Origin of the sequence: Streptomyces sp. NBC_01689 (assembly GCF_036250675.1) — a bacterium.
GTDB lineage: Bacteria > Actinomycetota > Actinomycetes > Streptomycetales > Streptomycetaceae > Streptomyces.
In genome coordinates this window covers 8008635-8023067 of record NZ_CP109592.1, presented here as the reverse complement: position 1 = coordinate 8023067, position 14433 = coordinate 8008635, and the positions used below count along the sequence as shown (strand labels likewise).

General features: G+C 71.4%; 14 protein-coding genes. 9 read left to right on the top strand and 5 right to left on the bottom strand.

The annotated features are described in order from the left end of the window. The first annotated feature begins 146 nt into the window (after nt 1-146). The 5 genes from OG776_RS34455 to OG776_RS34435 all read left to right on the top strand — a co-directional run bounded on the left by OG776_RS34455 (nt 147) and on the right by OG776_RS34435 (nt 4792). On the top strand, nt 147-1385 hold the full coding sequence (locus tag OG776_RS34455) for a MurT ligase domain-containing protein (protein ID WP_148008031.1): 1239 nt from the start codon (nt 147-149) through the stop codon (nt 1383-1385). A 19-nt stretch (nt 1386-1404) separates the two neighbouring features. Further along, nucleotides 1405-2133 carry a type 1 glutamine amidotransferase gene (locus OG776_RS34450; RefSeq protein WP_329323070.1) on the top strand — a complete coding sequence of 243 codons (729 nt, stop codon included), beginning with the start codon at nt 1405-1407 and terminating at the stop codon, nt 2131-2133. Between the two features lie 301 nt (nt 2134-2434). After that, nucleotides 2435-3460 (top strand): 6-phosphofructokinase, encoded by a 1026-nt coding sequence (locus OG776_RS34445; protein ID WP_148008029.1) that lies wholly within the window; start codon nt 2435-2437, stop codon nt 3458-3460. Between the two features lie 110 nt (nt 3461-3570). Continuing rightward, nucleotides 3571-4524, top strand: a complete 954-nt coding sequence (locus OG776_RS34440; RefSeq protein ID WP_148008028.1) for a cytochrome c oxidase assembly protein — start codon at nt 3571-3573, stop codon at nt 4522-4524. 109 nt (nt 4525-4633) lie between these two features. Beyond that, a complete protein-coding gene (locus OG776_RS34435; RefSeq protein ID WP_187285514.1) occupies nt 4634-4792 on the top strand; it encodes a hypothetical protein in 159 nt (52 codons plus the stop codon). A gap of 67 nt (nt 4793-4859) precedes the next feature. On the opposite strand, the gene OG776_RS34430 is transcribed toward OG776_RS34435, so the two are convergent. From OG776_RS34430 to OG776_RS34415, 4 genes are all read right to left on the bottom strand, one after another. After that, nucleotides 4860-6074, bottom strand: a complete 1215-nt coding sequence (locus tag OG776_RS34430) for a sensor histidine kinase (protein ID WP_148008027.1) — start codon at nt 6072-6074, stop codon at nt 4860-4862. Beyond that, nucleotides 6071-7813 (bottom strand): sodium/solute symporter, encoded by a 1743-nt coding sequence (locus tag OG776_RS34425; protein ID WP_148008026.1) that lies wholly within the window; start codon nt 7811-7813, stop codon nt 6071-6073. The genes OG776_RS34430 and OG776_RS34425 overlap by 4 nt, the downstream gene beginning before the upstream one ends. A 96-nt stretch (nt 7814-7909) precedes the next feature. Beyond that, entirely contained in the window at nt 7910-8269 is a 360-nt protein-coding gene (locus tag OG776_RS34420) for a hypothetical protein (protein ID WP_148008025.1), read from the bottom strand. A 12-nt stretch (nt 8270-8281) separates the two neighbouring features. Further along, a complete protein-coding gene (locus OG776_RS34415) occupies nt 8282-9037 on the bottom strand; it encodes a LytR/AlgR family response regulator transcription factor (RefSeq protein WP_148008024.1) in 756 nt (251 codons plus the stop codon). 77 nt (nt 9038-9114) lie between these two features. Between OG776_RS34415 and OG776_RS34410 the strand changes: the two genes are divergently transcribed. The 4 genes from OG776_RS34410 to OG776_RS34395 all read left to right on the top strand — a co-directional run bounded on the left by OG776_RS34410 (nt 9115) and on the right by OG776_RS34395 (nt 12623). Beyond that, nucleotides 9115-9627, top strand: coding sequence for an Lrp/AsnC family transcriptional regulator (locus OG776_RS34410; RefSeq protein WP_148008023.1), 513 nt, complete (start codon nt 9115-9117; stop codon nt 9625-9627). Between the two features lie 122 nt (nt 9628-9749). Next, on the top strand, nt 9750-10571 hold the full coding sequence (ddaH, locus tag OG776_RS34405) for a dimethylargininase (protein WP_329323069.1): 822 nt from the start codon (nt 9750-9752) through the stop codon (nt 10569-10571). Beyond that, nucleotides 10568-11794 (top strand): ornithine--oxo-acid transaminase, encoded by a 1227-nt coding sequence (rocD, locus tag OG776_RS34400; protein ID WP_148008021.1) that lies wholly within the window; start codon nt 10568-10570, stop codon nt 11792-11794. The genes ddaH and rocD overlap by 4 nt, the downstream gene beginning before the upstream one ends. 112 nt (nt 11795-11906) lie before the next feature. Beyond that, a complete protein-coding gene (locus tag OG776_RS34395) occupies nt 11907-12623 on the top strand; it encodes a lysophospholipid acyltransferase family protein (RefSeq protein WP_148008020.1) in 717 nt (238 codons plus the stop codon). Between the two features lie 138 nt (nt 12624-12761). Here the strand turns inward: OG776_RS34395 and OG776_RS34390 are convergent, their stop codons facing one another. Next, nucleotides 12762-14372 carry an alpha/beta hydrolase gene (locus tag OG776_RS34390; protein ID WP_329323068.1) on the bottom strand — a complete coding sequence of 537 codons (1611 nt, stop codon included), beginning with the start codon at nt 14370-14372 and terminating at the stop codon, nt 12762-12764. Nucleotides 14373-14433 lie beyond the last annotated feature (61 nt).

Genomic DNA, 14433 nt, shown 5'->3' with positions numbered 1-14433 from the left:
GGGTACGGTCCTCACTGGCGCGCGAACGTCGCGCGGGCACCGTCGTGGTGCCGCGATTCGGGCACGTGAGTGGATCTCGATAGGCTGAGACCCACACGGTGCCGGGGGCAGAGGCGCGGCGCGTACGCAAGGAGGATCGAGAAACGATGTCAGGCAACTCGGACCCGCTGACGCCGCGGGCCAAGCTGGCCGTGACGGCGGGCAAGGCGGCGGCGGCCGTCTCGCGGGCCGCCGGACGCGGCAGCGGATCGGTGATCGGCGGCCGGGTGGCACTCAAGCTCGACCCCGACCTGCTGGCCAGGCTCGCCAACCACCTGGACGTGATCCTGGTGTCGGCGACCAACGGCAAGACCACGACCACCCGGCTGATCGCGGAGGCGCTGCGCGCCGCGGGCCCGGTCGTGTCCAACGCGCTCGGCGCCAACATGCCCGCGGGCATCACCTCGGCGCTGGCCGGCGGTTCGGACGCCAAGTTCGCGGTCATCGAGGTCGACGAGAAGTACCTCTCCGGTGTGGCGCGCGACACCGACCCGAAGTGCATCGCGCTGCTCAACCTCTCCCGCGACCAGCTCGACCGGGCCGCCGAGACCCGGATGATGGCCGAGCACTGGCGCGAGGGTCTGGCCGGTTCCAAGGCCGTCGTGGTGGCCAACGCCGACGACCCCCTCGTCGTGTGGGCCGCGTCCTCGTCGCCGAACGTCATGTGGGTGGCGGCCGGCCAGATGTGGAAGGACGACGCCTGGTCCTGCCCGTCCTGCGGCGGTGTGATGCAGCGCCCCGGCGACGACTGGTTCTGCGGCGACTGCGGGTTCCGCCGTCCGACGCCGACCTGGGCGCTCTCCGGCGACCACGTCCTCGACCCGCACGGCTCGGCCTGGCCGATCCACCTCCAGCTGCCCGGCCGCGCCAACAAGGCGAACGCCGCCTCGTCGGCCGCCGTCGCCGCCGTCTTCGGAGTGCCCCCGCAGGTCGCCCTGGAGCGCATGTACCAGGTGCAGGCGGTGGCCGGACGCTACGACGTGGTGCAGTTCATGCAGCGCGACCTGCGTCTGCTGCTCGCCAAGAACCCGGCGGGCTGGCTGGAGACGTTCTCCCTGATCGACCCGCCGCCCACCCCCGTCATCCTGTCCGTGAACGCGCGGGGCGCCGACGGCACCGACACCTCCTGGCTGTGGGACGTCGACTACACCCGGCTCACCGGGCACCCGATCTTCGTGCTCGGGGACCGAAAGCTCGACCTCGCGGTACGCCTCGAGGTCGCGAACCAGTCCTTCCAGGTATGCGACACCCTCGACCAGGCCGTGCAGCTCGCACCGCCCGGCCGCATCGAGGTCATCGCGAACTACACCGCGTTCCAGGATTTGAGGCGTCGTGTCGGCAACTGAGCCACGGAGGACGAAGAGAATGAGTGACAACAGCCTGCGTCTGGTGTGGATCTACCCTGACCTGCTGAGCACCTACGGCGACCAGGGCAACGCGCTCGTCGTGGAGCGCCGGGCCCGCCAGCGCGGACTCGACGTCGCCCGTCTCGACGTGCGCAGCGACCAGCCCATCCCCACCTCCGGCGACATCTACCTGATCGGCGGCGGCGAGGACCGGCCGCAGCGGCTGGCGGCGGAGCGGCTGCGGCGCGACGGCGGCCTGCACCGCGCGGTCGGCAACGGCGCGATCGTCTTCTCGGTGTGCGCCGGGTACCAGATCCTCGGCCACGAGTTCATCAACGACCTCGGGCAGCGCGAGCCGGGCCTCGGCCTGCTCGACGTGGTCTCCACGCGCGGCGAGGGAGAGCGGTGCGTCGGTGACGTGCTCGGCGACATCGACCCCCGCCTGGGCCTGCCGCAGCTGACCGGCTTCGAGAACCACCAGGGCGTCACCCACCTCGGCCCCACCGCGCGCCCGTTCGCGCAGGTGCGGCTCGGCAAGGGCAACGGCACGGGGGACGGCACCGAGGGCGCGTACAACGACACGGTCTTCGGTACGTACATGCACGGTCCCGTGCTCGCCCGCAACCCGCAGATCGCGGACCTGCTGCTGAAGCTGGCGCTCGACGTGAACGCGCTGCCGCCGATCGACGACCGCTGGTACGAGGCGCTCCGGGGCGAGCGCATCACCGCCGCCCAGCAGCCGGCCTGAGCCGGCCCGCCACTCCGGGACCGGCCACGGCGACACCCCGTGGCCGGCGCCCCGGGAGTCCGGCGGTCCGGGCGCCACGTCCGCCCCAGGGCGCGCTTGAGGGATACCTCAAGCGCGCCCAAGGTGTGCGGCACGGTATACGGAAGAGCCCGCCTGACGGCTTCTCCGCTCACCTGTGCGGACGAGTCCACCAGGCGGACGCCCGCTACGGCACAACCCCGTCCCGCCGGTAGGGTGACCGGGATTCCAGCCGGACAACGTGGTCCGGTCCCCGGCCCACGTTGAGAAGGTATTTCGGGCTATGCGCATTGGTGTCCTCACGTCCGGCGGCGACTGCCCCGGCCTGAACGCCGTCATCCGGTCCGTCGTGCACCGCGCCGTCGTCGACCACGGCGACGAGGTCATCGGCTTCCGGGACGGCTGGAAGGGGCTTCTGGAGTGCGACTACCTGAAGCTCGACCTCGACGCGGTGAGCGGCATCCTGGCCCGCGGCGGCACGATGCTCGGTTCCTCCCGGGTCCAGCCCGCGCATCTGCGTGACGGTGTCGAGCGGGCCCGGGGGCACGTCGAGGAACTCGGCCTCGACGCGATCATCCCGATCGGCGGCGAGGGCACCCTGAAGGCGGCCCGGCTGCTGTCGGACGGCGGCCTGCCGATCGTGGGTGTGCCGAAGACCATCGACAACGACATCGCCGTCACGGACGTGACCTTCGGCTTCGACACGGCCGTGGGCGTCGCGACGGAGGCCCTGGACCGGCTGAAGACGACCGCCGAATCGCACCAGCGGGTGCTGATCGTGGAGGTCATGGGCCGCCACACCGGCTGGATCGCGCTGCACTCGGGCATGGCCGCCGGGGCCCACGCCATCGTCGTGCCGGAGCGCCCCTTCGACATCGAGGAGCTGGCCGCCAAGGTGGGCGAGCGCTTCGAGGCGGGCAAGCGGTTCGCGATCGTCGTGGCCGCCGAGGGCGCCAAGCCGCGCGAGGGCACCATGGCGTTCGACGAGGGCGTGAAGGACGTCTACGGCCACGAGCGGTTCGCCGGCATCGCCCGGCAGCTCTCCCTGGAACTGGAGGAGCGCCTCGGCAAGGAGGCCCGTCCGGTGATCCTCGGGCACGTGCAGCGCGGCGGCACGCCGACCGCGTACGACCGGGTGCTCGCGACCCGCTTCGGGTGGCACGCCGTGGAGGCCGCGCACCGGGGCGAGTTCGGGATGATGACGGCGCTGCGCGGGACCGACATCGTGATGGTGTCCCTCGCGGAGGCGGTGGAGACGCTGAAGACGGTGCCGGACGAGCGGTACGCCGAGGCGGAGTGCGTGCTCTGAGGCTCTGAGCCCGGGCACGGATGCGCACCCCGGCCGGAACGGCGACCGGGGACGGTTCTACTCTGGTGCGGACAGACAGCGCACAACCCGTACTAATCAGGAGCCGGCGGATGGAACACAGCGGGCACGGCATGACCATGGATCTGCCGCCGTTCACGCTGGGGAGGGGGCTCGACTGGTCCGCGGACCCGTTCTTCCTCGCCGCCTGCCTGCTGGGCCTCGGCCTGTACGGCTGGGGGGTCGTACGGCTCGTCCGCCGCGGTGACGCGTGGTCGCCGGGACGGACCGTCTCGTTCGTCGTCGGTGTGCTGACCGTGCTGCTGATGATGTGCACGCGGCTGAACGACTACGGCATGGTCATGTTCAGCGTGCACATGGTGCAGCACATGGTGATCAGCATGCTGTCGCCCATCCTGATCCTGCTCGGGGCACCGGTCACGCTCGCACTGCGGGCTCTTCCGGTCGCGGCCAGACGGGGCACCAAGGGGCCGCGTGAACTGCTGCTGATGTTCCTGCACAGCCGGTATCTGCGGGTCATCACGCACCCCGCGTTCACGATCCCGCTGTTCATCGCGAGTCTGTACGCCCTGTACTTCTCTCCCCTCTTCGACTTCCTGATGGGCTCGAGGACCGGGCACACCGTGATGATGTGCCACTTCCTCGCCGTCGGCCTGGTCTTCTTCTGGCCGATCATGGGAGTGGACCCCGGCCCGCACCGGCCGGGTTATCTGATGCGCATGCTGGAGCTCTTCGCGGGCATGCCGTTCCACGCGTTCTTCGGCATCGCGCTGATGATGGCGTCCACGCCGATGGTCGACACGTACAAGAACCCGCCCGCCTCGCTCGCCATCGACGCGCTCAGCGACCAGAACGCGGCGGGCGGCATCGCCTGGGCGTTCAGCGAGATCCCGTCCGTCCTGGTGCTGCTCGCGCTGCTCTTCCAGTGGTACGGCTCCGAGCAGCGCCAGGCCCGCCGTACGGACCGCGCGGCCGACCGCGACGGCGACAAGGAGCTCGAGGCGTACAACGCCTATCTGGCCTCGCTGAACGCCCGCGGCAACTGAACCGCCTTCCGGCCCTCGCACCAGCCCTGGCGAACCGTCTCCCGCCGGGTGAAAATGGCCGCACGCCGCGGCCCGCGCCGCGGACCCGTCGGGAGAAGGGTGTGGTGCGATGCCCGGTTCGACGAAGACCATGGGGGTGCTCACCGTCGGTGGGCTGGTGGTCGTGACGGCCTACACGGTCGCGCTCGGCAGCAACGGCTGGCTGTGGTTCGGCTGGGTGGTGCTCGGCCTGATCACGGTCGCGATGGTCGCCGCGCGCGGCGCGTGACGGCCCGCGGCGGACGGGCGGCGCGTGACGGCCCGCGGCGGACGGGCGGCCGGTCGCCGTGGCGCGCTCACGGCCGGGGCAGCCGGCCCGCCGAGTGCACGCCCGGCTGGTACTTGGGCAGCCGGGCGGTGATCCTCATCCCCGCTCCGACGGCCGTCTCGATGACGAGGCCGTGGTCGTCGCCGTAGACCTGACGCAGCCGGTCGTCGACGTTGGACAGCCCGATGCCCCCGGAGGGGCTGACCTCCCCGGCCAGGATGCGGCGCAGCCGGTCGGGGTCCATTCCGGTGCCGTTGTCCTCGATGACGACCAGTGCCTCGGCGCCCGCGTCCTGCGCGGTGATGCTGATGTGGCTCTTGTTCGACTTGTCCGCCTTGCCCTCCAGACCGTGTTTGACGGCGTTCTCCACCAGGGGCTGAAGACAGAGGAAGGGGAGCGCGACCGGCAGCACCTCGGGCGCGATCTGCAGCGTGACCGAGAGCCGGTCGCCGAAACGGGCGCGCACGAGCGCCAGATAGTGGTCGATGGCGTGCAGTTCGTCGGCGAGGGTGGTGAAGTCGCCGTGCCTGCGGAACGAGTAGCGGGTGAAGTCCGCGAACTCCAGCAGCAGTTCGCGGGCGCGCTCCGGGTCGGTGCGGACGAACGAGGCGATCACCGCGAGCGAGTTGAAGATGAAGTGCGGGGAGATCTGCGCGCGCAGGGCCTTGATCTCGGCCTCGATCAGACGGGTACGGGAGCGGTCGAGATCGGCGAGTTCCAGTTGCACCGAGACCCAGCGGGCGACCTCGCCCGCGGCCCGCACGAGCACCGCGGATTCGCGGGGCGCGCAGGCCACGAGCGCTCCGTGCACCCGGTCGTCGACGGTGAGCGGCGCGACCACGGCCCAGCGCAGCACGCAGTCCGGCTCGTCGCAGTGGAGCCGGAAGGCCTCGCCCCGGCCGGTCTCCAGCGGGCCGCCGAGCCGTCCCATGATCTCGGTGCGGTGGTGCTCGCCGATGCCGTCCCAGGCCAGGACGGCGTCCTGGTCGGTGAGGCAGAGCGCGTCGGTGCCGAGCAGGGTGCGCAGGCGGCGCGCGGATCTGCGGGCGGTCTCGTCGGTGAGGCCGGCGCGCAGCGGGGGCGCGGCGAGCGAGGCGGTGTGCAGGGTCTCGAAGGTGGCGTGCTCGACGGGGGTGCCGAGCCCGCCGAGGTTCTCGGGTCGCGCGGTCCGTCGGCCGAGCCAGAACCCGGCGGCGAGCAGCGGGAGCACGGCGACGCACAGTCCGGCCAGGAATCCGCTCATACCTGGGCCTCCTTCGTGTGCCCGGCCGCGTGGACCTGGCCGTCGGCGAGTTCCTCGGGGAGGTGGAACCGGGCGAGGATCGCCGCGGTGCCCTGCGGCACCCGGCCCGGCGTCGCCAGGGACACCAGGATCATGGTGAGGAATCCGAGGGGAACCGACCAGAGGGCCGGCCAGGCGAGCAGGGCGTGCAGGGCGCCGGAGCCCGGGTAGCCGGCCATGGTGGCGGCGACCGCCACGAAGGCCGCGCCGCCGCCGGTCAGCATGCCGGCGGCGGCGCCGGGGGGTGTCAGCCGCCGCCACCAGATGCCGAGGACGAGCAGCGGGCAGAAGGACGAGGCGGAGACGGCGAAGGCGAGTCCCACGGCGTCCGCGACGGGCAGCCCGCCCACCATCACGCTCGCGGCGAGCGGCACCACCATGGAGAGGACCGTGCCGAGCCGGAAGTGGCGTACACCGCGCGAGGGCAGCACGTCCTGGGTGAGGACCCCGGCCACCGCCATGGTCAGTCCGGACGCGGTGGACAGGAAGGCCGCGAAGGCGCCGCCCGCCACGAGCGCGCCGAGGAGGTCGGCGCCGAGTCCCCCGATGACCCGGTCCGGGAGCAGCAGGACGGCGGCGTCGGCGTTGCCGGTGAGGCTGAGTTCGGGAGCGTACAGCCGGCCGAGCGCCCCGTAGACGGGCGGCAGGAGGTAGAAGGCGCCGATCAGGCCGAGGACGGCGACGGTGGTGCGGCGCGCGGCGACCCCGTGCGGGCTGGTGTAGAAGCGGACGACCACGTGCGGCAGTCCCATGGTGCCGAGGAAGGTGGCGAGGATCAGTCCGTACGTGGCGTACAGCGGGCGTTCCTCGCGGCCGGCCGCGAGCGAGGTCGACATGCCGCCGTTGCCGGCGCGGTCGGCGGCCGGTACGGGGTCGCCCTGCCGGAACGTCAGCCGGGTGCCGCGGGCGACGCGGTGGACGCCGGCCGGGAGGGCGACCCGCTGGTTCCCGTAGCGGCGGCCGTCGACGGTGCCCGTCGCCGTGACGGTCAGGGGCCGCGACAGTCTCAGGTCGAGGGTGTCGTCGATGCGGACGACCCGCTGTGCGCGGAAGGTGGCCGGTTCGTCGAAGGCGTCGCGCGGGGCGCCGTCGCCCTGCCAGGCGAGGACGAGGAAGAGCGCGGGGACCAGCAGGGCGGTGAGCTTCAGCCAGTACTGGAAGGCCTGGACGAAGGTGATGCTGCGCATGCCGCCGGCGGCGACCGTGGCCACCACGACGGCCGCGACGAGCACGCCGCCGAACCAGTCGGGTGCGTCGGTCAGCACCGCCAGGGTGAGTCCCGCGCCCTGGAGCTGGGGCAGCAGATAGAGCCAGCCGACGCCGACGACGAAGGCGCCGGCGAGCCGCCGGACCGCCTGTGAGCCGAGCCGGGCCTCGGCGAAGTCGGGCAGGGTGTAGGCGCCGGAGCGGCGCAGCGGGGCCGCGACGAACAGCAGCAGCACGAGATAGCCGGCCGTGTATCCGACGGGGTACCAGAGCATGTCGGGGCCCTGGACGAGCACCAGGCCCGCGATGCCGAGGAAGGAGGCGGCGGAGAGGTACTCGCCGCTGATGGCGGCCGCGTTGAGGCGGGGGCCCACGGTGCGCGAGGCGACGTAGAAGTCGGAGGTGGTCCGGGATATGCGCAGGCCGAACGCCCCGACCAGGACGGTCGCGACGACGACGAGGGCGACGGCGGGCACGGCGTAGTTCTGGTTCACCGGAGGGGGCCCTTCGTGTCACGGCCGCCGGGGGCCGTCGTCCCGCGTCCCGCGCGTCCCCTCATGCCTCGCCCCTCGACGGTCCTCGGCGGCCGCTCAACGGTCCTCGACCAGTCGCACGAAGTCCCTCTCGTTGCGCTCCGCGCGGCGGACGTACCAGCGGGCCAGCAGGACCAGGGGCGGGTAGACGCAGAATCCGAGCACGGCCCATTCCAGGCCCGCTCCGTCCGGTATCGCGGCGAACACCAGGGGCAGCGGGCCGACCAGGAGCACCAGGACGGCGAACACCACGAGCGCGACTCGGAGTTGACTGCGCATCAGCGAGCGGACATAGGCGTGTCCGAGGGTGGTCTGTTCCTCGATCTCGGTCCGGGGCCGGTAGTAGCCGGACGTCCTGCGGGTGCGCCGGGGCGCTCCGGTGACGACCACACGCCGTTCGGTCGGGTCCTGCGGCACGCCGTTCCCCCCTCAGCCGATGGTCCGGCGCATCAGCAGGTCCCGCAGTTCACGCGTGTGCCGGCGGCTGACCTGGAGTTCGACGGAGTCCACGAGAACGCTCACCGTACCCGCGTCCAGGCGGAGTTCGCCTATGTGGCGCAGGGCGACGAGGTGACGGCGGTGGATGCGGACGAACCCGCGCGACCGCCAGCGCTCCTCCAGGGTGGAGAGCGGGATGCGCACCAGATGGCTGCCCTGCGCGGTGTGCAGCCGGGCGTAGTCGCCGTGTGCCTCGACGTGGGTGATGTCCTCCACGGCCACGAAGCGGGTGACTCCGCCGAGTTCGACGGAGATGTGGTCGGGGTCGGGTTCGTGCACGGGGATCAGCGGTGCGGTGCGCCGGAGTTGGTCCGCCCGGCGGACGGCCTCGGCGAGCCGCTCCCTGCGCACCGGCTTGAGCACGTAGTCGACGGCCTTGAGGTCGAAGGCCTGGACGGCGAAGCCCTCGTGCGCCGTGACGAAGACGACGAGCGGCGGGTGGGCGAATCCGGTCAGCAGCCGGGCCAGGTCCAGTCCGTCGAGCCCGGGCATGTGGATGTCGAGGAAGACGACGTCGACCGCCTCGGGCCCGTCGGGTCCGGAGGCGAGGGCCCGGTTCATCCGGCGCAGCGCCTCGGTCGCGTCGCTCGCGCCCTCGGCGGCGGCGACCCGGGGATCGGCGTTGAGGAGATAGAGCAGCTCCTCCAGGGAGGGTTGTTCGTCGTCGACGGCGAGCACGCGCAGCATGGAAGTGGAGTGTAAGAGTGATTCGTACGCCTGGACATGTGCGGGGTGTGGGCGTTCTCGCTGGATACAGTGCCGCCATGAACAGCAAGTCCGGGATGTTCGACGAACTCGACCGCAAGATCATCACGGCTCTGATGGCCAATGCCCGGACGAGCTTCGCCGAGATCGGCGCGGCGATCGGGCTGTCGGCGACCGCCGTCAAACGGCGGGTGGACCGGCTCCGCGAGACCGGCGTGATCACGGGGTTCACGGCGACGGTGCAGCCGGCGGCGCTCGGCTGGCGCACGGAGGCGTACGTCGAGGTGTACTGCGAGGGCGCGGCGCCGCCCCGGCGGCTCGCGGAGGTGGTCCGCAACCATCCGGAGATCACCGCGGCCATGACCGTGACCGGGGGTGCGGACGCGCTGCTGCATGTACGCGCCACGGATGTGGACCACTTCGAGGAGGTCCTGGAGCGGATCCGTACCGAGCCGTTCATCCGGAAGACGATCAGCTACATGGTGCTGTCCCATCTGCTGCCGGAGGCTCCTGAGGCGGGCGCGACCCATGCCGCCCCGCAGGAGACCCAGGACGCATCGAACGTGCGCTGACCACCGTGTTTGCGCAGCGATGCTGCGCACACACGCAGCTCTCGTCGCTTGTCGCCCGTATCCCCCGTTTCCTACCTTTGAGGCACCCCCGTCAACACCGCAGGAAGCGGAGGAACCTCTCTGTGCCTGACAGCCGTGTGCCGCGCCCCCGGCGCTTTCTCGTCTGCGAACCCAGACACTTCGCCGTGCAGTACGCGATCAACCCGTGGATGCATCCCGACACCCGGGTGGACGTCGATCTGGCCCACGGCCAGTGGAGGGCGCTGATCAGCGCCTACCGTGCCCATGGGCACACCGTGGACACCGTGGAGCCGGTGGCGGATCTCCCGGACATGGTGTTCGCGGCGAACTCCGCGCTCGTCCTCGCGGGCCGTGTCTTCGGTTCGCTCTTCCACGCGCCCCAGCGCCGTCCCGAGTCCGGCGCCTACGAGTCCTGGTTCAAGAACGCCGGCTTCGACGTCTACCGTCCCGAATCCGTCTGCGAGGGCGAGGGCGACCTCGTCCCGGTCGGCCGCTACCTCCTGGCGGGCACCGGTTTCCGTACGACGCGGGAGGCGCACCGCGAGGTCCAGGAGTTCTTCGGCGTCCCGGTGATCAGCCTCCAGCTGGTGGACGCGCGCTTCTACCACCTGGACACGGCCCTCTTCGTCCTGGAGGACGGGCCCGCGGCGAACATCGCCTACTACCCGGAGGCGTTCTCGCCCGGCAGCCGCGAGGTACTGGCCCGGCTCTTCCCGGACGCGGTCGTCGCGACCCGCGAGGACGCGATGACCTTCGGCCTGAACTCCGTCTCCGACGGCCGTCACGTCTTCATCTCGCCGTGTGCCGAGGCCCTGGCCGACCAGCTCGTCCGGCACGGTTACGTCCCCGTCCCCGTCGACCTCTCCGAGTTCCACAAGGCCGGCGGCGGCATCAAGTGCTGCACCCAGGAGATCCGCTCATGACCGCTCCCGCCCGTACGCACACGTCCGCCGAGCTGATCCGCGCCGAGGCGCCGGTCCTCGCGCACAACTACCACCCGCTGCCCGTCGTCGTCGCCCGTGCCGAGGGCACCTGGGTCGAGGACGTCGAGGGCCGCCGCTACCTCGACATGCTGGCGGGTTACTCGGCCCTCAACTTCGGCCACCGCAACCCCGTGCTGATCGAGGCGGCGCACCGCCAGCTCGACCGGCTCACCCTGACCTCCCGCGCCTTCCACAACGACCGGCTGGCCGATTTCGCCGCGTCCCTGGCCCGGCTGACGGGCCTGGACATGGTCCTGCCGATGAACACCGGCGCCGAGGCGGTGGAGAGCGCCGTCAAGGTGGCCCGCAAGTGGGCCTACGAGGTGAAGGGTGTCGCCCCGGACCGGGCGACCATCGTCGTGGCCGCGGACAACTTCCACGGCCGGACGACCACGATCGTGAGCTTCTCCACCGACGAGACCGCCCGCAGCGGCTTCGGCCCCTTCACCCCGGGGTTCCGGATCGTCCCGTACAACGATCTCGCGGCGCTGGAGGCGGCGGTCGACGAGACGACCGCGGCCGTGTTGATCGAGCCCATCCAGGGCGAGGCGGGCGTGGTGATCCCCGACGACGGCTACCTGACCGGTGTGCGCGAGCTGACCCGCCGGGCGGGCTGCCTGTTCGTCGCGGACGAGATCCAGTCGGGCCTGGGGCGGACGGGCAGCACCCTCGCCGTCGACCACGAGAACGTCGTCCCGGACCTGCTGCTGCTCGGCAAGGCGCTCGGCGGCGGCATCGTGCCGGTCTCGGCGGTGGTGGGGCGCCGCGACGTCCTGGAGGTGCTGCGCCCCGGCGAGCACGGCTCGACGTTCGGCGGCAACCCGCTCGCCGCGACGGTCGGGTCGGCGGTCGTCGGACTGCTGGAGACGGGCGAGTACCAGCGCCGGGCGGCCGAGCTCGGCGTGGTCCTGCGGGACGGTCTCACCGCCCTCGTGGGCAAGGGCGTGGAGGCCTTCCGCGCACGCGGGCTGTGGGCGGGCGTCGACATCGACCCGGCCATCGGCACCGGCCGCGAGATCAGCGAGGGCCTCCTGCGCGAGGGAATCCTCGTCAAGGACACCCACGGCTCGACCGTGCGGCTGGCCCCGCCGCTGACCATCACCGCCGACGAGCTCCGGTCCGCTCTCGCCGCCCTGGAGAAGGTTCTGGCACAAGGGGTCTGATACCGGCCACGGCGCCACGGAGAGTGACGCCCGGACGGTTACCCCCGGCGACGGGCACGCCTACACTGATCGCTCCCCGGGGAGGGCCCGGAGGAACAGAGGAGCGCTCCAAGTGTTCTACAACGTGCTCAAACATGTGCTTCTGGGTCCGCTGTTGAGGCTCGCCTTCCGGCCTCGGATCGAGGGCCTGGAGCACATACCGTCGTCGGGGGCCGCCATCGTGGCGGGCAACCACCTGTCCTTCTCCGACCACTTCCTGCTGCCCGCGGTCCTGAAGCGCCGGATCACCTTCCTGGCGAAGGCGGAGTACTTCACCGGACCGGGGATCAAGGGCAGACTGACGGCCGCCTTCTTCCGCAGCGCCGGGCAGATCCCGGTGGACCGCTCCGGCAAGGAGGCGGGCCAGGCCGCGATCCGGGAGGGCCTCGGCGTACTGCGCCGCGGCGAACTGCTGGGCATCTACCCGGAGGGGACCCGCTCGCACGACGGGCGCCTCTACAAGGGCAAGGTCGGCGTCGCCGTCATGGCGCTCAAGGCCGGGGTGCCGGTCGTCCCCTGCGCGATGATCGGTACGTTCGAGGCGCAGCCGCCGGGCCAGAAGATCCCCGACTTCCGTCCCGTGGTGATCCGGTTCGGGGAGCCCCTCGACTTCTCCCGCTATGCGGGCCTGGAGAACGAGAAGGTCGTCCTGCGGGCGGTCACCGACGAGATCATGTACGCCGTTCTCACCCTCTCCGGGCAGGAGTACGTCGACCGGTACGCGGCCGACGTCAAGGCCGAGGTGGCGGCCGAGAACGCGCGCAGGTTCCCCCGGATGCCGTTGAGCTGACGGTCCGCCGGGACCTCGCGTGGACCGGTGAAGCCGTCGGGGTCGGTGGCGGGGACCGGTGCGGAGGGTCGGGGCCGCGGAGACGGTGACACGAAAAGGGGCGGCCGGAGGACCGGCCGCCCCTTCGTGTGCGGGGTGTTACGGCGCGGGCGTGGCGTGCGGGGTGCACGTCACGTCGGACCTGTCGGTCGCGCCGGTGAGCAGGTAGGTGTCCACCCGCGAGTTGATGCACGGGTTGACCAGGCCGGTCACACCGTGCGAGCCCGCGCCGTTCTCGGTGATGAGACGCGAACCCTTGAAGCGCTTGTGCAGTTCGACCGCGCCCGGGTACGGGGTCGCGGCGTCACGCGTGGACTGCACGATCAGGACGCTCGGCAGTCCCTTGCCGGTCCTGACGTCGACCGGGGTCTGCTGCTTGACCGGCCACGTGGCGCACGGCAGGTTCATCCACGCGTTGGCCCACGTCATGAACGGGTAGTCCTTGTTCAGCCGCGTGTTGTCCCGGTCCCACTTGTTCCAGCTCGTGGGCCACTTGGCGTCGGTGCACTCGACGGCCGTGTAGACGGCGTTGCCGTTCTCCGCGGTGATGTTGCCGGCGGTGTCCGACAGGTCCGGAGCGGCGGCGTCCACCATCGCCTGGGTGTCACCGGCGACGTACTTGCTGAACACCGTCGCGACCGGCACCCACGAGGAGTCGTAGTACGGGGCGCTCTGGAAGAAGGAGATCAGCTCGGCGGGTCCGACGACTCCGCCCAGCGGGCTCTTCTTCGCCGCGGCACGCAGCTTCAGCCACTGGTTCTGCACCTTGGCGCGGGTGTCGCCGAGGTGGAAGGCCGCGTCGTTCTTGGCGACCCAGTCCTCCCAGTCCTTCCAGCGGCCCTCGAAGGCCACGTCCTGGCCCAGGTTCGCCTCGTACCAGATGTTCTCCTGGGCCGGGTTGACCACGCTGTCCACGATCATGCGGCGGACGTGCCCCGGGAAGAGCGTGCCGTAGACGGCGCCGAGGTAGGTGCCGTACGAGACGCCCAGGTAGTTGAGCTTCTTCTCACCGAGCGCGGCGCGGATGACGTCCAGGTCGCGGGCGGTGTTGGGCGTGGTCATCTGCTGCAGGACGGCCTTGCCGCTGCGCTCGGCACAGCCGTCGGCGTACTCGGCGGCCAGCTTCCGCTGGGCGCGCTTGTCCGCCTCGCTGTCCGGGACCGGGTCCGCCTTGGGCGCCTTCACGAACTCCTGCGGGTCGATGCAGGAGATGGGCGCGGAGTGGCCGACACCACGCGGGTCGAAGCCCACGAAGTCGTAGGCCTTCGAGGTGTTCACCCAGAGCGGGTTCTTGCCGGTGACCCGGGTCGGGAAGCGCATGCCGGAGCCGCCGGGGCCGCCCGGGTTGTAGACGAGGGCGCCCTGGCGCTCCGCCTTCGTCCCGGTGGACCCGATGCGGTCGACGGCGAGCTTGAGCTGCTTGCCGTTCGGGTGGGCGTAGTCCAGCGGGACGCTGACCCAGCCGCACTGGATGGGCTTCACGAAGCCCCAGTCTGCCGGGCAGTCCTGCCAGTCGATCCCCGCCTTGGCGGCCCGGTCCGCGGCGACGGCGGCACCGCGCTGCTCGCGGCTCTGCCCGTGGCTGGAGCTCTGACGTGAGTCGGCGGTGGCCGACGGGGCCGCCACGGCTCCGGCTATCAGGGTCGCCGTGATGAGCACGCCGGCCGAACCGAGCGCCGTCACCCGCTTCGTCGGTCTCTTGGACCTCAAGTGGGACCTCCCCGTACATCGTTGCGAATGGTACGGGGATCCTTTCTGCTGTGAGGTCCCT